At 54.1% G+C, this 25,020-nt stretch carries 25 protein-coding genes; 9 read left to right on the forward strand and 16 right to left on the reverse strand.

The window, feature by feature from the left end; genetic code table 11:
* Positions 1-138 precede the first annotated feature (138 nt).
* Positions 139-1,176 (reverse strand): S66 family peptidase, encoded by a 1,038-nt coding sequence (locus V6940_RS19100; protein WP_333496928.1) that lies wholly within the window; start codon positions 1,174-1,176, stop codon positions 139-141.
* Between the two features lie 77 nt (positions 1,177-1,253).
* Here V6940_RS19100 and tam point away from each other — a divergent pair, with 77 nt between their 5' ends.
* Entirely contained in the window at positions 1,254-2,018 is a 765-nt protein-coding gene (gene tam / locus V6940_RS19105; RefSeq protein WP_333496929.1) for a trans-aconitate 2-methyltransferase, read from the forward strand.
* 41 nt (positions 2,019-2,059) lie between these two features.
* Here the strand turns inward: tam and V6940_RS19110 are convergent, their stop codons facing one another.
* From V6940_RS19110 to V6940_RS19125, 4 genes are all read right to left on the reverse strand, one after another.
* Positions 2,060-2,773 carry an ArsR/SmtB family transcription factor gene (locus tag V6940_RS19110; RefSeq protein ID WP_333496930.1) on the reverse strand — a complete coding sequence of 238 codons (714 nt, stop codon included), beginning with the start codon at positions 2,771-2,773 and terminating at the stop codon, positions 2,060-2,062.
* Positions 2,766-3,149: an amino acid-binding protein gene (locus V6940_RS19115; protein ID WP_333496931.1), complete on the reverse strand. Its 384-nt coding sequence runs from the start codon at positions 3,147-3,149 to the stop codon at positions 2,766-2,768. Before V6940_RS19115 ends, V6940_RS19110 begins: the two co-directional genes overlap by 8 nt.
* Positions 3,142-3,465 carry an antibiotic biosynthesis monooxygenase family protein gene (locus V6940_RS19120; RefSeq protein WP_333496932.1) on the reverse strand — a complete coding sequence of 108 codons (324 nt, stop codon included), beginning with the start codon at positions 3,463-3,465 and terminating at the stop codon, positions 3,142-3,144. The genes V6940_RS19115 and V6940_RS19120 overlap by 8 nt, the downstream gene beginning before the upstream one ends.
* A gap of 84 nt (positions 3,466-3,549) precedes the next feature.
* Positions 3,550-4,443, reverse strand: a complete 894-nt coding sequence (locus V6940_RS19125; RefSeq protein ID WP_333496986.1) for a LysR family transcriptional regulator — start codon at positions 4,441-4,443, stop codon at positions 3,550-3,552.
* Between the two features lie 148 nt (positions 4,444-4,591).
* Here V6940_RS19125 and V6940_RS19130 point away from each other — a divergent pair, with 148 nt between their 5' ends.
* Positions 4,592-5,569 carry an NAD(P)H-dependent flavin oxidoreductase gene (locus V6940_RS19130; RefSeq protein ID WP_333496933.1) on the forward strand — a complete coding sequence of 326 codons (978 nt, stop codon included), beginning with the start codon at positions 4,592-4,594 and terminating at the stop codon, positions 5,567-5,569.
* A 45-nt stretch (positions 5,570-5,614) separates the two neighbouring features.
* Here V6940_RS19130 and V6940_RS19135 read toward each other — a convergent pair whose 3' ends face one another.
* The 4 genes from V6940_RS19135 to V6940_RS19150 form a co-directional block, all read right to left on the reverse strand.
* Positions 5,615-6,019, reverse strand: a complete 405-nt coding sequence (locus tag V6940_RS19135; RefSeq protein ID WP_333496934.1) for a thioesterase family protein — start codon at positions 6,017-6,019, stop codon at positions 5,615-5,617.
* Complete coding sequence (locus V6940_RS19140) at positions 6,016-6,771, reverse strand: class I SAM-dependent methyltransferase (RefSeq protein ID WP_333496935.1); 756 nt, start codon at positions 6,769-6,771, stop codon at positions 6,016-6,018. Before V6940_RS19140 ends, V6940_RS19135 begins: the two co-directional genes overlap by 4 nt.
* Positions 6,768-7,238 carry a MarR family winged helix-turn-helix transcriptional regulator gene (locus V6940_RS19145; protein WP_333496936.1) on the reverse strand — a complete coding sequence of 157 codons (471 nt, stop codon included), beginning with the start codon at positions 7,236-7,238 and terminating at the stop codon, positions 6,768-6,770. The genes V6940_RS19140 and V6940_RS19145 overlap by 4 nt, the downstream gene beginning before the upstream one ends.
* Positions 7,239-7,303: 65 nt before the next feature.
* Positions 7,304-8,089: a helix-turn-helix transcriptional regulator gene (locus tag V6940_RS19150; RefSeq protein WP_333496937.1), complete on the reverse strand. Its 786-nt coding sequence runs from the start codon at positions 8,087-8,089 to the stop codon at positions 7,304-7,306.
* Positions 8,090-8,191: 102 nt separating this feature from the next.
* On the opposite strand from V6940_RS19150, the gene V6940_RS19155 reads away from it, so the two are divergent.
* Positions 8,192-8,950 (forward strand): class I SAM-dependent methyltransferase, encoded by a 759-nt coding sequence (locus V6940_RS19155; RefSeq protein ID WP_333496938.1) that lies wholly within the window; start codon positions 8,192-8,194, stop codon positions 8,948-8,950.
* On the opposite strand, the gene V6940_RS19160 is transcribed toward V6940_RS19155, so the two are convergent.
* Positions 8,931-9,899 (reverse strand): AraC family transcriptional regulator, encoded by a 969-nt coding sequence (locus V6940_RS19160; protein ID WP_333496939.1) that lies wholly within the window; start codon positions 9,897-9,899, stop codon positions 8,931-8,933. The genes V6940_RS19155 and V6940_RS19160 overlap by 20 nt on opposite strands.
* Positions 9,900-9,962: 63 nt before the next feature.
* Between V6940_RS19160 and V6940_RS19165 the strand changes: the two genes are divergently transcribed.
* Positions 9,963-10,988, forward strand: coding sequence for an SDR family oxidoreductase (locus V6940_RS19165; RefSeq protein ID WP_333496940.1), 1,026 nt, complete (start codon positions 9,963-9,965; stop codon positions 10,986-10,988).
* A 149-nt stretch (positions 10,989-11,137) separates the two neighbouring features.
* On the opposite strand, the gene V6940_RS19170 is transcribed toward V6940_RS19165, so the two are convergent.
* The gene (locus tag V6940_RS19170) at positions 11,138-12,184 is read right to left on the reverse strand and encodes an NAD(P)-dependent alcohol dehydrogenase (RefSeq protein WP_333496941.1); all 1,047 of its coding nucleotides are present in this window, start codon (positions 12,182-12,184) and stop codon (positions 11,138-11,140) included.
* Between the two features lie 296 nt (positions 12,185-12,480).
* Between V6940_RS19170 and V6940_RS19175 the strand changes: the two genes are divergently transcribed.
* On the forward strand, positions 12,481-14,175 hold the full coding sequence (locus V6940_RS19175) for an NAD-dependent malic enzyme (protein WP_333496942.1): 1,695 nt from the start codon (positions 12,481-12,483) through the stop codon (positions 14,173-14,175).
* A gap of 407 nt (positions 14,176-14,582) precedes the next feature.
* On the forward strand, positions 14,583-16,295 hold the full coding sequence (locus tag V6940_RS19180) for an ATP-binding cassette domain-containing protein (RefSeq protein WP_333496943.1): 1,713 nt from the start codon (positions 14,583-14,585) through the stop codon (positions 16,293-16,295).
* Between the two features lie 77 nt (positions 16,296-16,372).
* Here V6940_RS19180 and V6940_RS19185 read toward each other — a convergent pair whose 3' ends face one another.
* A complete protein-coding gene (locus V6940_RS19185) occupies positions 16,373-16,972 on the reverse strand; it encodes an inorganic diphosphatase (RefSeq protein WP_333496944.1) in 600 nt (199 codons plus the stop codon).
* 218 nt (positions 16,973-17,190) lie between these two features.
* Between V6940_RS19185 and adhP the strand changes: the two genes are divergently transcribed.
* Positions 17,191-18,201, forward strand: coding sequence for an alcohol dehydrogenase AdhP (gene adhP / locus V6940_RS19190; RefSeq protein WP_333496945.1), 1,011 nt, complete (start codon positions 17,191-17,193; stop codon positions 18,199-18,201).
* A 30-nt stretch (positions 18,202-18,231) separates the two neighbouring features.
* Here the strand turns inward: adhP and araJ are convergent, their stop codons facing one another.
* A complete protein-coding gene (gene araJ, locus V6940_RS19195; RefSeq protein ID WP_333496946.1) occupies positions 18,232-19,404 on the reverse strand; it encodes an MFS transporter AraJ in 1,173 nt (390 codons plus the stop codon).
* A 254-nt stretch (positions 19,405-19,658) separates the two neighbouring features.
* Here araJ and V6940_RS19200 point away from each other — a divergent pair, with 254 nt between their 5' ends.
* Together V6940_RS19200 and V6940_RS19205 are read left to right on the forward strand one after the other, a co-directional pair.
* Complete coding sequence (locus tag V6940_RS19200) at positions 19,659-19,850, forward strand: hypothetical protein (protein WP_333496947.1); 192 nt, start codon at positions 19,659-19,661, stop codon at positions 19,848-19,850.
* On the forward strand, positions 19,850-20,173 hold the full coding sequence (locus V6940_RS19205) for a CcdB family protein (RefSeq protein ID WP_333496948.1): 324 nt from the start codon (positions 19,850-19,852) through the stop codon (positions 20,171-20,173). Before V6940_RS19200 ends, V6940_RS19205 begins: the two co-directional genes overlap by 1 nt.
* Positions 20,174-20,258: 85 nt before the next feature.
* On the opposite strand, the gene fdnI is transcribed toward V6940_RS19205, so the two are convergent.
* The 3 genes from fdnI to fdnG are packed head-to-tail and all read right to left on the reverse strand — an operon-like array spanning position 20,259 to position 24,854.
* Positions 20,259-20,915 carry a formate dehydrogenase-N subunit gamma gene (gene fdnI, locus V6940_RS19210; protein ID WP_035896970.1) on the reverse strand — a complete coding sequence of 219 codons (657 nt, stop codon included), beginning with the start codon at positions 20,913-20,915 and terminating at the stop codon, positions 20,259-20,261.
* Positions 20,908-21,795 carry a formate dehydrogenase subunit beta gene (gene fdxH / locus V6940_RS19215; protein WP_333496949.1) on the reverse strand — a complete coding sequence of 296 codons (888 nt, stop codon included), beginning with the start codon at positions 21,793-21,795 and terminating at the stop codon, positions 20,908-20,910. The genes fdnI and fdxH overlap by 8 nt, the downstream gene beginning before the upstream one ends.
* 11 nt (positions 21,796-21,806) lie before the next feature.
* Positions 21,807-24,854 carry a formate dehydrogenase-N subunit alpha gene (gene fdnG / locus V6940_RS19220; protein ID WP_333496950.1) on the reverse strand — a complete coding sequence of 1,016 codons (3,048 nt, stop codon included), beginning with the start codon at positions 24,852-24,854 and terminating at the stop codon, positions 21,807-21,809.
* Positions 24,855-25,020: the final 166 nt, after the last annotated feature.

Below are 25,020 nucleotides of genomic sequence, written 5' to 3' on the forward strand. Positions count from 1 at the left end.
CAGCCATTTAACATGTTCAATACATTATGCGCACTAATGTAGAATCAGGCCAAATCCAGGGTTTTGCGGCTGTGATTGTGTTCCTCGAAATCCGGCTTATTTTAGCCTTACAACCACAGCCTCACCGAAAAATTCATCCTACAGCTGCTGTTTTACCAATCCACCGTTATCGCTAAACGTTACCCATGCCATCGCACCATTCACCAACGACATCTGCGGCGGCACGTGTCCGATATCAACATCGTACAGCACCGGGATGTTCACATCCCCCAATGCTGATTGCAGCGCATCGAGATAATTTTGTTGATTAGCATCGCTGGCATTCGGTCCGGCACTTCTGCCAATCATGATACCGTTAAGGTTTTTGAACCAACCCTGAAAACGTAAACTGTATAGCGCCCGCGTTAATTCGCACGGTGCCATTTCGACGTTTTCAAAATACAGAATTACGCCGTCATCGCTATGCTGTTTTTTAAACGACACCATGTCGCCGTACTCAGTACCGGCAAGCCTGGCGATAATATCGAGACAGCCACCAATTAACCGCCCGTGAAATGTTACGTTCTCGCTTTGGCCATCAAGACGCTTCCACTGCGTTAGTTGTGTCAAATTAAAGCTGGCGTCTGTTGCCGTGCCCCATTGGTTAACTTCAACCTGATACTTATCTGAGGCATATTGCGTTACCGTGCTCCCGCGTTCGGACTCCAGTATTTCCCATACTGATACCGTGGTTTTATCCAGTTCTCTGGCACCCAGCTCCATCAGATTGGGACCATGCAATGTCGCCCAACCGCACAAGGTGGTCAGCGGTAAATGTAGCGTAGAGAGATCGGAAAAGCCGCTAAACCATTTTGGTTCAATGTCCTTTAACTTGTTGAAATCAATAAGCTCTAATAGCTCCATGGCCAGTTCGCCTCCCCAGGGTGGCATCACGGCTTTCACGTCAGGATCGCAAAGAAAATGCATTAATTCGGCTGCACGCTGATGCTTATCGGCGCTTTTATTCTTATGCTGATGACGTAAACAGCGTCCCTCGATCACCTTGAATCCCTTATCCCGTAGTGCGCTAATGGCGAGATCTAACCGGGGATGCAGATATGCAGGAACGCCAGATGATGGTGCGGTAATCGCGATGATATCGCCAGAAACTAACCTGGACGGAATGCGTATTTTCATGGAATATTTCCTTATTAACACTTTAAGAACATATCCCATAAACAACATGCTCCACAACGTCGCTAAGGAAATTGATGATGTCTGACTGGAACCCAACGCTGTATCTGCAGTTTGGCGCAGAACGCTCGAGACCTGCCGCTGAACTGCTGGCTCGTGTTCAACTGAATGATGTTGCTTCCGCAATCGATCTTGGCTGTGGACCCGGCAACAGCACGGCGTTATTGCATCACCGCTGGCCGAACGCCAATATCACCGGGATTGACTCATCGCCATCGATGCTTGAAGAGGCGCGAAAGCTACTGCCTGGCTGTCATTTTATTGAAGAAGATATCCGCCACTTCCAGCCGCAAACGCCTCCAGATGTGATTTATGCCAACGCTTCACTCCAGTGGATTTCCGGTCATGATAAGCTGCTTCCGTACCTCGTTAGTCTGCTGAAAGATAAAGGATTTCTTGCTGTTCAGATGCCCTATAACTGGGATGAACCTTCCCACGTATTGATGCGTGAAGTGGCTCAGGAACAAGGGCATGCGAATCGTGGGCGCGATCCGCTGCCCAGCGCGCACGCTTATTACGACATCCTCAGCAATGCAGGCTGTGATGTCGATATCTGGCGTACGACCTACTATCACAAAATGGATTCACATCAGGCGATTATTGATTGGGTCAGCGCGACGGGGTTACGGCCGTGGATCCAGGATCTGAATGAGCACGAAAAGCAGCAGTATCTTGCGCGTTATCATCAACGCCTGCAGGAGTGTTATCCGAAACAAAACGACGGAAAAATACTGCTGGCCTTCCCGCGCCTCTTTATGGTGGCGCAGCGAAATAGCGGTAGGTAAACGTATCAGGTGATACCGGGCTTCCGGTATCACTATCCTGGTTAAATATCGTGAATCGCAAAAATTCGCGCCAGCGCCCTTCTTCCCTCGCGGGTAAAACGGACTTCACGATAACCTTCAATACGCTCAACCCAGCCATGAGATTCAAAAGCGGCCAGCAGCGCGGCGCCAGCACTGCCGCCCAAATGTGGCCGACGCTCGCTCCAGTCGAGACAGGCACATGCGGTTTTTCGTCGGGTTTTGGTTTTTAACGTCGCGCCGATCTGTTGAAAGCCAGTGAGCCCCACGGGCGAAAGCGCGGTTCCTTCTGAGGTAAGCCAGCCTTGTTCCTGCATATACGCGTAAATACTGACGGCAACCTCACCGGCCAGGTGATCGTAGCAGGTGCGCGCCTTACGTAAATGTATCGGCGTGCTGATTTTCATCGCCGGCTGTGCGCGCATGGAAACGCCCATCAGCGTCTCCAGTAACGTCGCCACCTCGCTGCTAGCCAACCGATAATAGCGGTGTCGTCCTTGTGACAAACAGCCGATAAGTCGCCCCTGCACCAGTTTTGCCAAATGCGCGCTGGCGGTGGATGGCGCAACGTCGGCCACCGCGCTTAACTCCGTTGCGGTCCAGGCTCTGCCATCCATTAGCGCACACAACATGCTAACACGCGAAGGATCGGCAATTGCAGCAGCCACTTCTGACATGGCGCTTTCAAGCACCTCGGCGTCATTCTGCACCGGGGAACTGCTGAGGGGTTTATTCATCCCATTGTCCGGTAATGTGAGCGGCAAGATCGTTATTGTCCGTCAGTAAAATTAATCTATTAGCGTGATCGCTGTACTGCACACAGATGTTAACTCCCTGCTCTGCCAGCACGCTGGTTATCTCACCCAGTTCACCAGGACGAGCCTGCTTTAACCGCCGAATCAGCGGTTTAGTCACGGCGGCTACCGGTATTCCAGCAAGCTCCAGCACCTGCCGGGCGCGCTCGCCGTCCTCAACCAGAAAATGGGCATGAGAGTGGTCGCCAATGCTAAAAAGACCACCACCTTCAAGCCCGATACCCTTTTCCCCAAGGATTGAACCTAGCCGTGCGAGCTCTCCGGGAATATTACGCATAATAACGTGGATATCATACATGATGGGACTGCCTCATTTCAGATGAATACTCGCGGATTACCTGAACCACCCGAATACGGTAGCTGGCAAAGATCGTTTGCTGCCCTTCACGCTGTGCGGCCTGATGCAGAACGTTGCGTTTCCAGGCGAGAACCGCTTCTTCGTTTTCCCACCAGGAAAGCGATAGAATTTTTCCCGCGGTGCTCAGGCTCTGAAAGCGTTCAATATCGATAAATCCCTCGATTTTATCGAGTTCCCGACGAAGTTCAGCGGCAAGTTCAAGGTAGCATGCTTGCCTTTCGGCAACGGCGTGGGCTTCAAAAAGTACGGCAATCATCGCGATCTCCTGTCGGTGGAATAAGCCCACTATAACGTGCAGAAAGCTTGATACTTCGATGGGGAACGAAATGTGAATGCCGCGTTAGCGTAAATCATCCAGTAGGCCATCCACCCATGCGGCAAACACGCGAACCTTATGTGACAAGTGGCGGTGCGGGTACATCAGCGACAATCGTCTCCGCGGGCATGGGAAATCAGGCAATACTTCAACCAGCTGGCCACTGTCGATGTAGGGCTGTAAAAAGAAGTTCATCCCCTGTAATAATCCTAATCCCGCCAGTCCGGCGGCAATGTACACCTCGGAATTATCGAGGATAAGCTTACCCGGTAGCGCGATCTCCTCCACGCCCGTCGACGATTCAAAACGCCAGGGCATCACCTGCCGACTACTACTGTTGATCCAATTGACGCCCTGGTGATGTGCCCGAAGGTCGTCCAGCGTTTGTGGCGTTCCGTGGCGGACAAGGTATTCAGGGCTAGCGCAGGTTGTCATTTTGATATTGCCGAGGCATCGCGCGACATAATCGCCATCATCCAGGTCACCCATTCGCAATACGCAGTCCAGCCCATCCCGCAGCATGTCTCGCCGCATGTCGGAGCTGCTGAGGATAAGCTCAAGATTCGGATGTGCAGCATACAAGGAAGGCAAATTAGGCACGACTACCAGGCGGGCGAAGGCGATAGGCATGTCTACTCGCAGCTGACCGTGCAGCGGACGGTCAGGTGAAAATGACTCCAGCAGATCGTCGGCCTGTGCCAGCAGTGGCTTACTGCGACGGTAAAATTCTTCCCCTTCCGGCGTCAGATAGATACGTCGGGTCGTGCGCTGCAATAGCCGTACTCCACTCTCTTTTTCCAGTTGCTGAACCGCTTTAGTGACCGCCGGACGGTGAATCTGCAGGTTTTCGGCGGCCTGGCTGAAGCTACCGGCATCCACAATCTCAATAAAAATTTTAATGTTTTCAAACAGATTTATCTGCATGGCGACAAACATCCAGAACGAGGCATTGATTATTATCCATTTAATAATAGTGATGCACAATTTTCACTATTTTTCAGAACAATAAACACGCCTACACTGCACGCATTCCAGCACATTCGCGCTGCAAAAAGGAAATAAGATCATGAAAAATAACCGTATATGTGAAATTCTCGGCATTGAAAAACCGGTAATTCAGGGCCCGCTCTCCTGGTTGACCGATGCTCGCCTGGTGGCGGCTGTGAGCAATGCCGGAGGCCTTGGCGTGCTAGGGCCAAACGCCGGGTTAACCGCAGAAACCGCTGTTTCAACCCCGGAAGCTACGGCGGAGAAAATGCGCGAAGAGATCCGTAAAACCAAAAAACTAACCGATAAACCGTTTGGCGTGAACCTGATCCCAAGCGCGGAAAACGATATCTGGACACCTGCAATTCTGCCGGTTATCAAAGAAGAAGCGGTGAAAGTGGTGGTTTATACCGGGTATGGCGACGGCACAATTATTCCGGCGCTGTTTGACGAGCTAAAAGCGGCGGGCATTACCATTATTTACCGTGATATTAACCCCACCCCTGAAAATACCCGTGAGGCGGAACGTGCCGGAGCAGACATTATCGTGGCAACGGGATTTGATGAAGGCGGCACATTGCCTGGTACTATTCTGGGGACGTTTTCTATCGTGCCTTTGATTGCTGACGCAGTGGAAAATGTACCGGTACTGGCAGCCGGAGGCATCGTTGATAAACGTACGGCTCGCGCGGCGCATGCGCTGGGCGCAGAAGGCGTTTTTGCCGGCACGGTCTTTATCAGCACTGAGGAGAGTCGCGTACCACCCTCGTTGAAGGATAAGATCGTCGCCGCCAACGGCCTGGACCTGAGCCTGTTCCGCACCCTACCAGACTACTACCGTTCACTACCGGGAACGCTGACAACCACGCTGGTCGAGATGGACAAAGCGGGTGCCAGTAAAGAAGAACTCGCCAACACCATGGGCGGCCTGCGTGGCCTTCGCGTGGGGATGCTGGAAGGTAATACCGATGACGGCTATGTCTCTTTAGGAACCGGGATTGGTGGCATTCGTAAAGTGGCGAGCGTCGCCGAAGTGGTTGAGCAACTCACAGCCTAAGCAAGGATGAAGACGGCCAGGTTAATTCCTGGCCGTAGCGCCGTGTTATCTCGCCATCAATCGCTGCATAAACCTCGCCGGGTCAATCATCGCCCGCTGATGCGTACCCTCGCCAATCAGCCCATGATCGTCATGACAACTGACGTGAAACCGCAAAAAACGCCCGTCGACATTTTCCAGCGTAACGGTCGCCGTCACGGTATCGCCTGCCAGCGTTGCCGCCACGTGCCGGACCTCCACGCCGGTACCAACAGTATGTTCGTTAGCCGCCAGATAGGGCCGCAGCGCCTCAACGCAGGTCTGCTCCATAAAACCAATCATCATCGCCGTTGCCAGTACCGGCGGCATGTCTGCAAAACCCGGCCAGTCCGGGTCGACCGCGGGAACGGTGTGTTTTGGCTGTACCGTGAATTGAGCCTGGTAGTGAATACCACTTTGTAGTTGAGTCATAGCGCGCCTACCCGCATGTTAATGGGCCAGACAATCTGCCGTAACGTCTCCGGGTTACCCCACAGGCGGCGTATGTCCTGACTGAACGCCTCAATCAGCGTCGATTTTCCCGCATCCTGCACCTTTTTCACCGCCGACCACGTGGAGATATACCCCAACAACCCTTCCAGTGGCCACGCCAGATTGATGCTCATCGCCTCTGTCGGGAACGCTGTAAACGGAAATGCCAGCGTGCGGTAACCCTCATCCACTAACCGACGCTCTGCCGGCCAGTACGGGCCAATTTCATCGTAGTAAAAGGTCTGAAAGCGTTGCTGGAGTTCCTCATCCAGTTGCATCACGCCATAGCTTATCAAGGCCAGTATGCCGCCCGGCGCGCTGACTCTTCGCGCTTCACGGTAAAATGCGTCGAGATCAAACCAATGAGCGGCCTGCGCGACGGTGATGAGGTTAAAACCGGCGAAATCCTCAGGCAACTGTTCTGCCGGTGCTGCGACATAACGGATCGTCGGATGCGGCTCTACGCTGGCTAATTGGCTTGCGCTAGGGTCGGCGCCCACTACGCTTGTGAAATGTTCAGCCAGTAATCTGGTCAATTGGCCCGTACCGCAGCCTACGTCAAGCGCGCTGGCACGGTCAGTCACCAGGCTCGCCAGATAAGCCCCCAATGCCGCTGGATATTCGGGCCGAAAGCGTGCGTAGTCGCTGCCACCCTGAGAAAACCAATTTTTAAACGTGACGTTGTCACTCATTGTGTGCCTCCCTGTGCTTTCGCCTCCGAGATACGTTGGGCAAAATCCTTCTCTTCTAGTGCGTGAGCCGTCTGTTCCAGCACTTGTAAGAGCGGCCATCCGACCTCTTTCTCAAGCTGATGAATGGCGATAAAAAGGGTTTGCCAGTGAGATTTGAGCTGGCTGACCAACGCCTCACCGCTGTCGGTCAGGTGCAAGCCGCTTTTTCGCCCGTCTTCAAGAGGGCCACGACGCAGAATGCCGTCCTGCTCCATTAGCGAGACGGATTGGCTCACTGCCCCCTGCGTCAGATGAGTCATGGCGGTAATGTCGGTGACGGTCATCGCCCCCGCTGCCAGTGCGCGCAGTACGGGGGTATAACGTGGCCGATAGTTGAGGGACATCTCGCGGTAGGCGGCTTGCGAACCGCTATCGATCAGCTCAGCGGTATAGCGAAGTAATTCACCTAAGCCAGGGGCATTTTTCATACGTCACGGTGCTCATTCATGGATTGAATGAAAATACATTAGCGCTAATGTATTTTAAATGCAAATCACCGCGACTCAGGAACCAGCATGATCATTTTAAGCGCTCGGTTGCTCGCTAACTGCCAACTCAGCTGGCGATAGGTCAAATCACCACGCGTAGCGTGATGAAAAATACGCTCGCCCCCTTCCCGCACGATCACCTGTTGCTGCGACCAGAATTCACGAAAATCGCTGCTGTTATCGCTGATCTGTTGCACAAAGGCATTAAGCGTTGCGTCGTTAGGATAGTGAATTGCGTCGGACCGCAATTCGGCGACGATACGGCGGGCGCGGACCTCCCAGTTGTCAACCAACTCACGCGCCAGCGGGTTCTGGAACATAAAGCGCATCATATTCGGCTCTGAATCTACGTCCAACCACCCGGCAAAAAGCGTCCCGGCGCCGGGATTCCAGGAAAGAACCTGCCAGGTGAGATCCAACAGATAGCAAGGTTCAGATACCGCGTTGACGGCGGACAAAATCGTCTGCTCTACCGCCGGAACCTGCTCAACCAGCGGGTCACTTTTATGAGCGAGCAGAAACAGGTACTCTCGTTCCGCCGGTTTAAGCTGAAGCGCGAAGGCAATCCCCGACAGGGTTTGCGCCGAAACGGTGATGTCGCGTCCCTGCTCAAGCCAGGTGTACCAGGTGGTGCTGATCCCACTCATCTGCGCCACCTCTTCGCGCCGCAGCCCTTTGGTTCTGCGCCGTGACAGTATCGGGATCCCCAACATTTCCGGTGAGGTATTTTCCCGTTTGACGCGTAAAAATGCCCCTAGCGCCTCAGGCCCTTTCAGTCCTGTGTTGTCCATGGTAGTAACTCGATATACCAGTATAAATGGCAATATTGTACCCGTATTAATCCCGGCGTATAGTCCGTTTTAACAAGAACATAACAACAGAGGAAGACCGGTATGAGCAACCATCATGAAGCATTGGTAAAGTCACAGTTTAGCGGCCAGGCCGCTGCGTATTTACAGAGTAATGTCCACGCCCAGGGTGCCGATTTACGTCGTTTGGCCGAATGGCTGAGCGATGACGCGCAGGCGAGTCTGCTGGATGTTGGCTGCGGTGCCGGGCACGCCAGCTTTACCGCCGCCCCGCTGGTTGCAGAGGTCACTGCCTATGATTTATCCGAAGGGATGCTGGCGGTTGTGGAGCAAGAGGCAAAAAATCGTCAGTTGCCGAACATCCGCTGTGCGCAAGGCCCAGCAGAAGTACTGCCGTTTGCCGATAACCGTTTTGACATTGTGATTAGCCGCTACTCCGCACACCACTGGCACGATATTCAGGCCGCGCTGATGGAAATCCGTCGCGTTCTGAAACCCGGCGGGCGTTTTATCATGATGGACATCGCCTCACCGGGTAAACCGATGCTCGATGTCTGGCTGCAAACCATTGAGATGCTGCGCGACCCGTCCCACATCCGCAACTACTCACAGGGTGAATGGCTGGCGATGGTCAACGGGCGCGGCATGATGATTGATAAACTGGTCGGGGATACGCTGCACCTGGAATTTTCATCCTGGGTGGCACGTATGAAAACCCCAGAAAACATCGTCAGTGCTATTCGCTACCTGCAGGATAAAGTCTCCAACGAGGTACGCACGCACTTTGACATCGCCGCCGACGGGAGTTTCGTCAGCGACACCATCATGTTCCAGGCGCGCTAAAAGCAGTTTGTCGCCATGCTTTAGGCGATAAACCGGTTTCCCGCTTAAAGGCGTTGCTAAATGCGCTAACCGAGGCGTAACCGAGCGATTGGGCCACTTCCGCCACCTGCTCGCCCGCTTCGCTTAGCGCCTGTTCTGCCAGCCGCATACGCCACTGGGTCAGATAGGCAATGGGCGTCATGCCAGCCGTTTCACGGAAGTGCTGAGCAAATATCGTTCGCGACATTGCGCAGGCCTTGGCCAGTTCATCGAGATGCCAGGCGCGCGCTGGCTCGCCATGTATCAATTGCAAAGCCGGGCTCAAACGACGATCGCTCAATACGCGCAACCAGCCGGCGGGTAACGCGTCGTTATTTTGCAGATGGGCGCGTAAAATCTGCACGAAAAGCAGTTGCGCCAGCTGCGTTGAAACCAGCTGTGAACCAGGCTGATGCTGAAGACGTTCCTGCACCAGTTGATCCAACAGCCAGCGGAATGAGGTGGCCTGCGGCGAGTTTGCCGCAACGTGGATCCACGGCGGCAGGACGTGCGTCAGTAGTTTACCGCTGGTTGGGTTCAGCAGCACGTGGCCGCCAATATGTTCAACGTCATTCCCTTCACCAATAGGCGCATGGGGTTTACCTGGACCAAAGAAAACGCTCATGGCGTCAATCGGCTCAACCTCCGGGTCGCTCGCCAGCACGAATGCCCGCTTAGCGCTTAACAGGCCAACGTCACCGGTGGAAAACAGAATCGGTTGCGGCTCACCTTCCAGTAATACCCAGCACTGGCCGCGAAGAATGGCGAAGAATTTGATTTTATCCGGTGCAGGAAAACGCAGCGCCCAGCGGCCACCGGCGGTAAACCCACCGGTCACCAGTGATTCGGCGCGCGTCAGTTTGAGAATGTCAGAAAACGGGTCAATGTTCATTTCCGTACTATCGCGCAACTCAGACGGACTATCAAGCATTCACAATACGCCTGTAGCGGCTTACTCTATTCCTCAAGCCCATCGTATAAAGAGAATTGCATCATGAGTAAAGCACGCGTTTTAGTCACCGGCGGCACAGGTTTTATTGCCCAACACTGTATTATTGCCCTACTCAATAGCGGATATCAGGTACGTACCACAATTCGTAGCGCAGAGCGTGAAGAAGAAGTGCGCCGCAATTTACAGCAAGGCGGCATTGAGCCTGGCGCAGACCTGTCGTTCGTGGTGGCAGATCTGACCGCTGACGATGGCTGGGACGATGCCGTTGCGGGCTGTCGCTTCGTGATGCACGGCGCATCGCCAACCCCTTCCGGCGGCCAGACCAAAGAGGCCGATTGGGTGAATCCGGCCATCGACGGCAATCTGCGCGTGTTGCGCGCCGCCCGGGATGCGGGTGTACAGCGCGTGGTGCTAACCTCGGCGTTTGGCGCTATCGGTGTGGGCCATCCGGCGGATTACCCTCGCCCATTTACCGAAAACGACTGGAGCGACGTCAGCGGTGATGTCTGGCCGTATCAGAAATCAAAAACGCTCTCCGAACGCGCCGCGTGGGAGTTTATTGCCCGCGAAGGCAACGGTCTGGAATTGTCCTCCATTAACCCGGTCGCAGTGCTGGGGCCGGTATTAGGCGCCGACTATTCCCACTCCACCCGCATTATCAAAAATATGCTGGAGGGTGAACCAGGTTGCCCGAATATCAACTCCTGCTTCGTTGATGTGCGTGATGTTGCCGACCTGCACCTGCTGGCGATGACGCATCCTGCGGCCAAAGGCGAACGCTTTCTTGCCAGCGCCGGACATAGCCTGACAATCCTCGAGGTAGCGCAAACGCTAAAACACTCGCTGGGTGATGCGGCAAATAAGGTATCGACGCTGCCAATGAGCGATGAGATGGTTCGCGCCGCGGCGCAGAAAAATCCGGTGATGCTGGGTATGGTGAAACTGTTGGGGGTTGACATGAATGTGAGCCATGAAAAAGCGACAACGTTGCTGGGCTGGAAACCGCGTGACCCGCAGGCGGCAATTGTTGCCACCGCTGAAAGCCTTATCGCGCTTAATCTGGTGTAGGCCTGACAAGCGCAGCACCATCAGGCTTTGTCTTGCTCATCGCCTGATGACGGTGAAATCTTATCTGGCTTCCGATAGCGGATGGGATGGGTAAATTGGCAATGTATTTGTGACAACGTCACGGGTCCATGCGGACCCGTGACGAAGCATCAGGCCGTCAGCGAAGCCATATCGATGACAAAACGGTACTTCACATCGCTTTTTAGCATCCGCTCAAACGCGGCGTTAATGTTATGAATATCAATCACCTCCACGTCAGCAACAATCCCATGCTTGCCGCAGAAATCGAGCATCTCCTGCGTCTCAGCGATGCCGCCAATGCAGGAGCCAGCGACAGATCGGCGGCCCAGCAGCAGCGGCATTGTGCTGGTTTCTGGCATATCGCCCAGTAGACCTACGAAGACCAGCGTGCCGTCAAGCGTCAGGGTTGGCAGATAAGAATTCACCTCATGAACGTACGGCACGGTATCAATAATCAAATCAAACTGATTTTGCACGTTGGCCATCTGCGCCGGGTCGGTAGAGACCACCACATGATGAGCACCCAGACGGCGAGCATCGGCTTCCTTACCCGGCGAACGGGTAAACAGCGTCACTTCCGCACCCAGCGCGCTGGCAAGCTTGATGGCCATGTGCCCCAACCCGCCTAAACCGATGACGGCTACCTTACTGTTGGCGTCTACCTTCCAGTGACGCAGTGGCGACCAGGTGGTGATACCAGCGCACAGCAGAGGCGCTGCGCCTTGCAGATCCATATTTTCCGGCACGTGCAGAACAAAATCCTGACTGGCGACAATCGACTGTGAATATCCGCCGTAGGTCGTGGAGTGGTCGTGACGGTCCTGGCCGTTATAGGTCTGGACGTTACCCTCTTCACAATATTGCTCCAGCCCGTGCTGGCACGGCTGGCAGACACGACAGGAGTCGACCATGCAGCCAATAGCAGCCAGGTCGCCCTGCTTAAATTTGGTCACTTCACTGCCGACTGCACGTACGCGGCCCACAATTTCATGGCCTGGAACAATGGGATAGGTGCTGAACCCCCAGTCGTTACGCGCCTGGTGCAGATCTGAGTGGCATACGCCGCAGTAGAGAATATCAATAACTACGTCATCCGGGCGCGGCTCGCGGCGCTCAAAGGTGAATGGCGCTAGCGGTGTCGACGGGTTTGTCGCAGCATAACCTAACACTTTCATGACGTTACCTCTCATTTCGTGTTTAACTTTCAGCCAGAGTACAACCTATCGCACATTCTCCGCCGACACTATGCCCGCTAGTGCAATACCGTCATGAGCTTAGTTCATGAATAACCGCCCGCCTCGACCATCGCACAAAGGGTTAATTGGCGAAGTTGTAAACGATCGTGCGCTTTTTTGTGCCTTGCCTGCCAATTTGTCAGCATCACGTTAACCATTGCTCTATAATCTTGCGCGCTGCAGTTTCTGCCGGCCCGCTAGAAGGGCTGGAGTGAAAGACAACGGAGTTACGTAAGATGTTACCAGGCAATAAAAATCGTTCCCTTTATATTCCCTACGCGGGACCTGTTCTGTTGGAATTTCCCCTGCTGAATAAAGGCAGCGCGTTCAGCATGGAAGAACGCAGCAACTTCAACCTGCTCGGGCTGCTGCCTGAGGTTGTTGAAAGCATTGAGGAGCAGGCCGAACGCGCCTGGATCCAGTACCAGGGTTTCAAAACTGAAATCGATAAGCACATTTACCTGCGCAATATTCAGGACACTAACGAAACCCTGTTCTATCGCCTGGTTGAAAACCATCTCGATGAGATGATGCCGGTGATTTACACCCCAACCGTTGGCGCCGCCTGCGAACGTTTCTCTGAGATCTACCGCCGCGCGCGCGGTGTGTTTATCTCCTACCAGAATCGTCACAATATGGACGATATTCTGCAGAACGTGCCAAACCACAATATCAAAGTGATCGTGGTGACCGACGGTGAACGTATTCTGGGTCTGGGTGACCAGGGGATCGGCGGTATGGGCATTCCTATCGGCAAGCTTTCACTGTACACCGCCTGTGGCGGTATCAGCCCGGCCTATACGCTGCCGGTGGTGCTCGACGTCGGAACCAACAATCAGCAGCTGCTGAATGACCCGCTCTATATGGGCTGCCGCAACCCACGGATCAGCGACGATGAGTATTATCAGTTCGTGGATGATTTCATCCAGGCCGTAAAACACCGCTGGCCAAACGTGCTGCTGCAGTTCGAAGACTTCGCGCAGAAAAACGCCATGCCGCTGCTTAACCGTTACCGTGATGAAATTTGCTGCTTTAACGATGACATCCAGGGTACCGCGGCGGTCACCGTCGGCACGCTGATTGCAGCCAGCCGCGCGGCGGGTAGCCAGCTGAATGAGCAAAGAGTGGTCTTCCTGGGCGCAGGTTCTGCAGGCTGCGGTATCGCTGAGCAGATCATTGCCCAGATGCAGCGTGAAGGCCTGAGCGAAGAGCAAGCACGTAGCCGCGTGTTTATGGTTGACCGTTTCGGTCTGCTGACTGACCAGATGCCTAACCTGCTTTCATTCCAGAGCAAACTGGCGCAGAAACAGGAAAAAATTCAGGGCTGGCAGCATGACAACGACGAGATCTCCCTGCTCGACGTTGTGCGCAACGTGAAGCCAAACATTCTGATTGGTGTTTCCGGCCAGACCGGGCTGTTCACGGAAGAAATTATTCGTGAGATGCATAAGCACTGCCCGCGTCCAATCGTGATGCCGCTGTCGAACCCAACGTCACGCGTTGAAGCCACGCCGCAGGACATCATCAGTTGGACTGACGGCCAGGCGCTGGTCGCTACCGGTAGTCCGTTCGCACCGGTCAGCTGGAAAGACACCGTCTATCCTATCGCCCAGTGCAACAACTCCTATATCTTCCCGGGTATTGGTCTGGGCGTGATTGCCTCCGGTGCGTCGCGTATTACCGACGAGATGCTGATGTCTGCCAGCGAAACACTGGCAAAGCATTCCCCGCTGGCTAACCACGGTGAAGGTCTGGTGCTGCCAGAGCTGAAAGATATCCATAAAGTCTCTCGCGCCATTGCGTTTGCGGTCGGCAAAATGGCACAGCAACAAGGTGTCGCCACCAATACCTCCGCCGATGCCCTGCAAGAAGCCATTGATGAGAACTTCTGGCTGCCGGAATATCGCAGCTACCGTCGAACTTCTATCTAACACACTCTGTAGCCCGGCCAAGCGCAGCGCCGCCGGGTTTTTCCTTGCTCTCCTGTAGAACAAATGATGATTAGCACAGTGCTTAATCTTGCGTGATTTACATCCTTCTATAATGTATGTTGTAACTAATGATATATTCACTAGATTAATATTCACACTGCCGCTACACTGCCATCACCTTTCAACCTGACAACACTAAAAGGAGGCTAATTATGCTGTACTGTGAAATTTTCAATGTTTCACATACATTTGGTGATCGCACCAGCTCAAGCGTTATCGGTATCGTGCTGCGATAACTTCTGCTTGAGCGAAGACACCAATCCCTAAACCCTTCCCTCGGGCTTACCAGGTTATCGTCAGCGATGTTTGACGAGGCATTCCCATGCCTGTAACTCTTGAGTAAGCAAATGAGCACATTACTAACTGCACAATCTCTTCACGTTGAGACGGCGTTCGGCCCTCTTTTTACTGACCTCTCCTTTACCCTGAAAAAAGGTGACCGTATTGGCCTTATCGGCTACAACGGTTGCGGCAAAAGTACCCTGTTACAGGTACTGGACGGCACGCTAATTCCCTCTTCCGGGCGCGTCGCGTTAGCCAGCCATTGCCTGATGGCGCGCGTAGAACAGCATCTTCCTGATGCGCTACTCGACCAGCCGCTGATTGAGGCCGTACTGGCACAGCAGCCCGCTTCGCAGCATGAAAGCCAGCGCTGGCAGGCAGAACGTCTGTTGATGGAGATGGGCTTTGCACCCAATGAGATTGATCATCCTGCCGCGACGCTCAGCGGTGGCCAGCATACCCGGCTGTTATTAGCGCGAGCGTTGATGCTGCAACCAGACCTGCTACTGCTGGATGAACCGGGCAACCACCTCGACTTGCCAACACTGCTATGGCTGGAGAACTTCCTGAATAGCTGGAGCGGTAGCTTCGTGCTGGTTTCACACGATAATCCCCTGCTGGATGCGGTCACCAATACCAGCTGGATATTACGTGATAAGACCCTGCACGCCTTCTCACTGCCCTGCACCGCCGCCCGTCAGGCGCTGGAGGAACAGGACGAAAGCGATGCGCTGCGTCATCAGGCTGAACAGAAAGAGATCGACCGCGTCACCGCCAGCGCCAAACGGCTGGCCACCTGGGGACGGGTGTACGACAACGAAGATCTCTCGCGTAAAGCCAAACAGATGGAAAAACAGGTTTCACGTTTAAAGGAGAGTCAGACGGAGCTCACCTCCGGTACGCCGTGGACGCTCGCACTCCACGGTGATGCGCTGCGGGCAGACCGGCTGCTTGAGATGGATACCCTGCCAGTGCCGCCAGCTCCGGGACTTCCACCGCTGTTTACCACCGGTATTACACGGTTACAAAGCGGCGATCGCGTGGCCATCATGGGCCGCAACGGCGGCGGTAAATCCTCGCTGTTACGCCTCCTCTGGCGGCAAATGCAGCAAGAATCAGCGGAGACCGGGCTGAAGCTGCACCCACGTCTGAAACCCGGGTATTACGACCAGACGCTGAACCAGTTGGCAGATAATGACAGCCTGCTGGATGCACTGGAACCGTTCGAGCCCTATGCGGAAACGCGTAAACGCGCGCTGATTTCCGCGGGCTTTGGCTGGGCGCGTCACGGGCAAAAGGTCAGTACCTTAAGCGGCGGCGAGCGCTCTCGTCTGCTGTTTATCGGACTATCGCTTGCTCGTTACAGCCTGCTGCTGCTCGATGAACCGACAAACCATCTGGACATCGATGGCAAAGAGGCGCTGGCGCAAACGCTGCGAGAATATCCTGGCGGCCTGCTGTTGGTCAGCCATGATCGTCAGCTGATCAGCAATAGCTGCAACCGCTTCTGGTTAATTGACGAAAACGGGTTAAGCGAGTGGCACGATGCGGATGAAGTGTACGAGCAGCTTCGTCACCGCATCTGCCCTGATGCTGCGCGAACGACAGCAAAACCAGAAGAGAAAATCACCTCGGAAGCAGATGACCTGCTGGAGCGCTTAATTGAGCTTGAGTGGCGATTAGCCGAAGACCTGGCGCGTAAGCCGAAACATCAGAAACCGCAGTTGCAGCAGCGCTGGCGAGAGGAGATTGCCAATATCAATAATCAGTTAAGTTAACCTACCCATAGCCCGGCCGAGCGCAGCAACGCCGGGTTTTCCCCGGAGTCGGCGTTCCGCCTCGTCCGGGCTACATTTTACTGTGGGTGCTTCTCTTTCCAGGCGTCCCACGCCTGTTTGATTTCCTGCTTCGCGGCAGCGGCATCGTTGAAGCCGTTCAGCTCTACCTTTTTACGCCCTTCCGGCAGCTGTTTGTAGACGCGGAAGAATGCCTGCAGACGCTCCTGTTCTACCTTCGGCAAGTCGCTGACGTTTTTGATATCGTCATAGGTCGGGTCAATCTTGCTGGTTGGCACGGCGATAATCTTGTCGTCTTTCTCCCCGCCATCAATCATCTTCAATACGCCAATGGCGCGCAGTTTGATTAGCGTACCCGGAGCCATTGGCGCTCGGGTATAGAACACCACGTCCAATGGGTCGCCATCTCCCGCCAGCGACTGGGTCAGCGAGCCGTAGTTGGCAGGATACGCCACCGGCATCGACTGGAAACGATCGGCGACCAGAAAACCGGTTTTGGCGTCGGTTTCATATTTAATAATGCCACCGGCCGGGATCTCCGTTACCGCATAAAACTCTTCCGGGTTGTTCTCCGGCTGCGGGAAGTCGAGCACATTGTGCGCCTGCACGGCGGCGGAAAGAAACAGGCTTGTGGCGAGGATAGTTTTTACCAGATGCATTGTGCGTTCACTCTATCGTTATAAGAAAAGCAAAAACGACACGGTAGAGTTTACTGATGAATAAATGATGACCGCAGAATGACAGAATGGTGAACGCTATGTGCTATCAATATGAAAAACCACCAGATTCTTCCCTCCTCCGGCCTTGCTTTTTATCTCCCCATGACTAATCATTAATGAGTATTATTATCAAATACATATTAACCAGGAGTAGGATTATGAAGGCTGCTGTCGTCACGCATGACCATCAGGTAAACGTCACCGAAAAAACGCTGCGCCCACTGCAGCATGGTGAAGCTCTGTTATCCATGGAATGCTGCGGGGTCTGTCACACCGATCTGCACGTCAAAAACGGCGATTTCGGTGACAAGACCGGGGTGATCCTCGGCCATGAAGGTATTGGGATCGTGAAAGCGATCGGTCCTGGCGTCTCCTCTCTGAAAGTGGGTGACCGTGCAAGCGTTGCCTGGTTCTTCGAAGGCTGCGGCCACTGCGAATACTGTAACAGCGGCAACGAAACGCTGTGTCGTTCGGTCAAAAACGCCGGTTACAGCGTTGATGGCGGCATGGCTGAAGAGTGCATCGTCACCGCTGATTACTCGGTTAAAGTACCGGATGGTCTTGATTCTGCGGCGGCCAGCAGCATTACCTGTGCCGGCGTCACCACCTATAAAGCGGTGAAAATTTCGAAAATCAAACCGGGACAGTGGATTGCGATTTACGGTCTCGGCGGTCTGGGCAACCTGGCGCTGCAGTACGCTAAAAACGTCTTTAATGCCAAAGTGATTGCCCTTGACGTTAACGATGAACAGCTGAAGCTGGCCAAAGAGATGGGCGCGGATCTTACCATCAACTCCCGCAGCGAAGATGCGGCGAAGCAGGTTCAGGAACTGACCGGCGGCGCGCATGCCGCGGTCGTTACCGCCGTCGCTAAAGCGGCCTTCAACTCCGCCGTTGACGCTGTGCGTGCCGGTGGCCGCGTGGTGGCCGTTGGCCTGCCGCCAGAAGCGATGAGCCTCGATATTCCACGTCTGGTGCTGGACGGTATTGAAGTGGTCGGTTCGCTGGTTGGTACCCGTCAGGATCTGACCGAGGCCTTCCAGTTTGCCGCTGAAGGGAAAGTGGTGCCGAAAGTGGCGCTGCGTCCGTTAAACGACATCAACGCTATCTTTAAAGAGATGGAACTGGGCCAGATCCGTGGCCGTATGGTTATCGATCTTCGCCATTAATACGGTGAGCCTCTCCCGCTAAGGGAGAGGCTACTCTAAGGCAGCCACCAGCTTTTGTTGCTGCTGTTGATAACGCGCATAAAGCAGCAGAGACGACATCGCCAGGAACGACAGCGCCGCCGCCGGTAGCGCCACCGAACTCCAGCCAAAATTCATCGTAATCATCAACCCGCCAAAGAAAGCGCCAATTGCACTACCGAGGTTAAAGGCAATTTGCCCACCAGCGGCCCCGAGCATTTCACCGCCCTTCGCATTTTGCAGCAGCAGGATTTGCAGCGGCGCCGACAGCGCGAACAGACCGGCGCAACAGATAAACGCCAACGTCAATGACGCCACCTTAAAGCCGCCGAGGGCAAAGATAAGCAGCAGCGCCACCACGATAACGAAATCGGTCGTTGCCGCAATACGCAGCGGACTGTAGCGTCCGGAGAGCTTACCGCTGAGGATATTGCCCAGCACCATACCCAACCCCACCAGCATCATAATGAACATAATGGCCCCTTCCTGGAAACCAGAGACGTTCATCATAAACGGCTTGATATAGCTGAACCACGCAAATACCCCAGCGTTACCGAACATGGTCGCCGCGAAAATAAGCCACGGTGCAGGGCTTTTCAAAAAGTGGAACTGCTCGCGAAGCCGCGCGTCGGATTTATCAAACAGCGTCGGCACCCAGGCTACAATCGCCACCAGCACCGCCACGTCAAATAGCGCAATCGCCAGGAAGGTATAGCGCCAGCTAAACTGGTGCCCCAGCCATGTTCCCGCTGGCACCCCCACCAGATTTGCCACCGTCATCCCGGCGATCATCCCGGCTACTGCCGCCGTCACCCGGCCACGAGGCGCAATCTTCGACAGAATAATCGCCCCCACGCCAAAGTAAGCCCCGTGCGGAAAGCCCGAAACCAGACGGCCAATCGCCAGCATCACATAGCTCGATGAAAAGGTAAAAATGATGTTGCCGAGCACGCAGAGCGCCGCCAGCAGCAGCATGATGGATTTCAGGGAGAAACGTGTGGAAAACAGCGCAATAATCGGCGCACCGATCACCACGCCGAAGGCATACCAGGAGATCATATTGCCTGCCGCCGGGATCGAGATCCCTACGTCATGCGCCAATTCCGGCAGCACGCCCATAATGCCAAATTCCGCCATCCCCAGGCCAAACGTGCCTAGCGCCAGCGCAAAAATTGTCTTTTTCATCCCTCTAATCACTTGTTTCTGTTGAGTTTGCAGAGAGGCATTATTGACCATTCATGGGGTACAGACCAGCCTAAAACGCCTAACAACGTATTTATCCATATATACAGCGCGAATGGTTCATGTTCGAGGCCGAGATGAGTGCGTAGGCAACTGGACAATATTTTCTGGAAGGCGGCGCGCAAAGGCGGAATCAGGCTAATTGTGTTTTAGCAGGAACGGTGGATAATCGTGCTCTTCTTCACAAGGAGGTCATCATGAAATCAAACAACACAGTTAGGGAAATACCGAAAAATGGCATGGCAAACGGTTCAGCGAATAACGCCTCGCCTGGCGATATCGAACAGTACAACAGTGCTAACGAAGATCGTGAATTTATTAACAGAATGAACGCGTTTACGCAATTAACAGGGCTGTTAACCGACGATCCCTTTTATGAGGTACTTTAATGTGCCGCCAATTTGATGTTTATCGAAATCCGTCTGAAAGAACCCGTCATATTCATCCGTATATTATGGTGATCCAACATGACTATTATGGCAATCTTTCAACACGGCTAGTGCTTCCTTTAAGTCGTCATGCTTATTTAAACGGTTATTACCATCAGGCAACGCCGTTGGTGAATATTGACTTCCAGACAGTGGTAATCAATACACCATCAATAACCAGCATAAATAAAGGTAAGCTCAATAACCGACATTTTATCTGTAATTTACGCAGTGAACGCTCAAGCGTAATCTCAGCTATTGATGCTCTCGTTACAAACACATGAGTCCTGCAATACCACACACAAAAAGAGCGGCTTAACGCTCCCCCTCAAGGGACATCAAGCCGCTCTTCACTTACAGAAAGAACCCTTACTTCATCCCTTCCGAACTCTCTTTCTTCGCCTCTACTCGCTCAACTTCACGATACCAGCGCGGATGGTGTTTCTGCGCCCAGCGACGGCTGACTTTGCCTTCAATCATCCCTTTAATTGACCCTTTAACCCAGAACGCCATATACATATGGATAAGGATCGCGTGGATCAGAATGATGGCTGAAGCGGCATGAATCAGCAGCGCGTAGCGAATCACCTGAATCGGGAAGAACGGCGCAAAATAAGGGCGCCAGATAATCACCCCGGTCACTAGCAGCACAAAAATCATGCTCATGATGGTCCAGAACATCATCTTCTGCCCGGCGTTATATTTCCCGACCTTCGCCACTTTATGCTCGTTACCCTTCAGGACTTCGACAATCCCCAGCACCCACGGAATATCCTGCTTATCCGGAATGTTGTGATGTACGAAGCGGGCAAACATAAACATCAGCACCACGAAGATCAGTACGCCGAAGAACGGGTGCAGAATACGCCCCATCTGCGGCGTACCGAAGGTTTCGGTCAGCCATTGCAGCGTCGGGAAAAAGAACGAAATCCCCGATACCGCCACCAGGAAGAAGCAGATAGCCACCGTCCAGTGACAGGCGCGATCGACAAACTTCGTGCGCACAATCATTTTCGACTTACTCATGGCCATCCTCCTCTTCGTCATCGTCCACTTCTTTGTTCGGGCCAATACCAATGTAGTGATAAATCAGCCCGGCAAAGGTGGCGATAAAGCCCGCGGCGGAGAGTGGTTTCAGTGCCCCTTTCCACAGATTGATACTGGTATCGATAGCCGGATCCTTCGGCAGCTTGTGATACAGCTCAGGCTGATCCGCATGATGCAGCACGTACATCACATGGGTGCCGCCCACGCCTTCCGGATTATAGATACCGGCATGCGGATAGCCGCGTTTCTTAAGCTTTTCGACGCGCTCCTGCGCTACGTCCAGCATCTCTTTCTTGGTGCCGAAGTGAATCGCTCCGGTCGGACAGGTTTTCACACAGGCCGGTTCCTGACCCACACTCACGCGGTCTACGCACAGGGTGCATTTATAAACGCGGTTATCCTCTTTGCTGAGGCGCGGAATATTAAACGGACACCCGGCGATGCAGTAACCACAGCCGATGCAGTTTTCCTGCTGGAAATCGACGATCCCGTTGGCGTACTGAATAATTGCCCCGGCGGACGGGCACGCCTTCAGGCAGCCCGGATCCTCACAGTGCATACAGCCGTCTTTACGAATCAGCCACTCCAGCTTGCCGTTCTGTTCGGTTTCGCTAAAACGCATCACCGTCCAGGACTTAGCGCTCAGATCCGCCGGGTTATCGTAAACCCCAACACAATGCCCCACTTCGTCGCGAATATCATTCCACTCGGAGCAGGCCACCTGGCAGGCTTTACAGCCCACGCAGGAGGAGACATCAATCAGCTTGGCAACTTCTTCCTTATAGTCCCGCGCACGAGGCGCGGGGGTAATCGGGTTAGTTGCAGAGCGTTTAATAATGTCTTGTGTTTCCATCGCCATTTAAACGCTCCTTACGCTTTCTCGATGTTAACCAGGAACGCCTTATACTCCGGCGTCTGCGAGTTGGAATCACCCACGTTCGGCGTCAGGGTATTGGCGATATAACCTTTACGTGCGACACCTTCGTAACCCCAGTGCAGCGGGATACCGATGGTCTCCACCTGCTGACCGTTCACGTTCAGCGTCTGCAGACGACGGGTTACCACCGCCACGGCGCGAATAAAGCCACGCTTGCTGCTGACGGTCACACGGTCACCGTTGGCAATCCCTTTGGCCTTCGCCAGCCCTTCGCTGATTTCCACAAACTGCTCCGGCTGCGCAATGGCGTTGAGACGCGCATGCTTAGTCCAGGTATGGAAATGCTCGGTCAGACGATAGGTGGTGCCAACATATGGGAACTTGTCTTTCTTCCCAAGGCGCACGGCATCTTCTTCGTACAGACGCACTACCGGGCTCGAAATAACGTTCGGATGCAGTGGGTTAGTCCCCAGCGGCGTTTCCATCGGCTCGTAGTGTTCCGGGAACGGCCCTTCTGCCAGCTTATCGAGGGCAAACAGACGACCCAGACCTTCCTGCTGCATGATAAACGGATTGGTTTTGCTTCCCGGAGGTGCGGTATTAAAGTCCGGGATATCGTTACCCGTCCATTTCGTGCCGTTCCACTGGATAAGCATCCGTTTTGGATCCCACGGTTTGCCGTTCACGTCCGCCGAGGCGCGGTTATACAGCACGCGACGGTTCAGCGGCCAGGCCCATGCCCAACCCAGCGTATTGCCCAGCCCTGATGGGTCGGCGTTATCGCGGTTGGCCATCTGGTTACCCTGTTCGGTCCAGCTACCGGTATAAATCCAGCAGGAGGATGCCGTGGTACCGTCATCGCGCAGCAGCGCAAAGCTATTGAGCAACTGACCCTTCTTCGCCACCAGCACGCCGTTGGCGTCATACAGATCGGCCAGCGCGTAGCCGTTGTTCTCTTTCGCGACTTCTTCCGACTCAGGATGGTCCGGCTGTTTGTAGTTCCAGCCCATCTTCAGCAGCGGCTCAACGCCCTTACCGCCTTCGTTGCGATACATTTCGCGCAGACGATGGTAAATACCGGCCAGAATTTCGCCGTCGTTGCGCGCTTCACCCGGTGCTTCCTGACCTTTCCAGTGCCACTGCAGCCAGCGACCGGAGTTAGCAATAGAACCGTCTTCTTCTGCAAAGCAGGTCGACGGCAGACGGAACACTTCGGTCTGAATCGTTGATGGGTCAACGTCGTTAGACTCGCCGTGGTTCTGCCAGAAGGTAGACGTTTCGGTCACTAACGGGTCAATAACCACCATGTACTTCAGCTTGCTTAAGCTGCGCACGACTTTGTTTTTATCCGGGAAGGACGCAACCGGGTTAAAGCCCTGGCAGATGTAACCGGTGACTTTGCCGTTATCCATCATGTTGAAGTATTTGATAACGTCGTAGGCCTGGTCCCATTTCGGCAGCCAGTTAAAGCCCCAGTCGTTATCCTTCGTCGCCGCGTCGCCGTAGAACGACTTCATCAGGCTGACGAAGAACTTCGGATAGTTGCTCCAGTAGTTCACCTGATCGGGCAGCAGCGCTTTCGGCGTATTGGCAGTCAGATAGGTTTGCAGATCCGCCTGCTTGTCCGACGGCAGCGTCAGATAACCGGTCAGGCTGGACGACAGCAGACCTAAGTCGGTTAAACCCTGAATGTTAGAGTGACCGCGCAAGGCGTTCACGCCACCACCAGCCATCCCCATGTTGCCGAGCAGCAGCTGGATCATCGCCATGGTGCGAATGTTCTGCGCCCCAACGGTGTGCTGTGTCCAGCCCAGCGCATACAGGAAGGTGGTGGTACGGTCTGCCGCACTGGTGGAAGCCAGCACATCGCACACTTTCAGGAAGTCCGCTTTCGGCGTACCGCAAATGTTCTCCACCACGTCCGGCGTATAGCGCGAAACGTGCTGCTTCAGCAGGTTCCACACGCAGCGCGGATGGGTCAGCGTTTCATCGCGTTTGGCGTAGCCGTTTTCATCGTACTGATAGTTCCAGGACGATTTGTCGTACTGACGTTTCTCGGCGTCATAGCCGCTAAACAGGCCGTCTTCGAAGGCAAAGTCATCTCGCACCAGCAGGCTGGCGTTGGTGTAATGCTTCACGTATTCGGCGTTGATCTTATTGTTTTCGATAAGATACAGCAGTACGCCCGACAGGAAGGTAATGTCGGTACCGGAACGAATTGGCGCATAGATATCGGCCACCGACGCCGTACGCGTAAAGCGCGGGTCGACAACGATAAGCGTGGCATCGTTATTGTTCTTCGCTTCCATCGCCCAGCGGAAACCCACTGGATGGGCTTCAGCGGCGTTACCGCCCATCACCATCACGACGTTAGCGTTTTTGATATCAACCCAGTGGTTGGTCATCGCACCGCGACCAAATGTTGGAGCAAGACTTGCTACCGTTGGTCCGTGTCAGACGCGCGCCTGGTTGTCTACCGCCAGCATGCCAAGCGAGCGCACAAACTTCTGCGTCAGCATGCCGGTCTCATTACTTGCCGCGGATGCGCACAGCATCCCGGTGGAGAGCCAGCGGTTAACCGTAACGCCCTGCTCATTCTTCTCAATAAAGTTGGCGTCGCGGTCGGCCTTCATCAATTTTGCGATGCGATCGAAGGCTTCACTCCACGAAATACGCTGCCATTTATCTGAGCCAGGTGCGCGGTATTCCGGATAGCGCAGGCGACTTTCGCTGTGTACATAGTCCAGCAGCCCCGCGCCTTTCGGGCACAGCGCGCCACGGCTTACCGGATGATCCGGGTCACCTTCAATGTGGTAAATTGATTCCCGGGTATTTTTGGCTCCATCGCCCAGGCTATACATTAATAGCCCACAACCTACGGAGCAGTATGTGCAGGTGTTACGAACTTCTTTAGCGCGCAGTAATTTGAAATTTCGCGCCTGTGCTAACGCCATTTTCGGGGCAAACCCTAATGCCGCAGCCGTCGTCCCAGCCATACCGCCCGCGCAGATTTTAAAAAACTTTCTGCGGCTGACGTCCATTGTTTTCCTCATCGTATGGATGTACTTCGAGAAGGAAACTAACAGCAATGCCCCTGTTTTTTTTGCGTCAAATCAATGTCGAAAACTGAGCCCCCCTTAATAGTCAGGGTTACCGAATTTCATTAATCCTTTAGGGTTAGGCGTCGCGGAAAAATATCACCAGCAG

It is taken from the genome of Kluyvera sp. CHPC 1.251 (genome assembly GCF_036759945.1).
In the GTDB taxonomy this organism is placed as follows: Bacteria; Pseudomonadota; Gammaproteobacteria; order Enterobacterales; family Enterobacteriaceae; genus Kluyvera; species Kluyvera sichuanensis.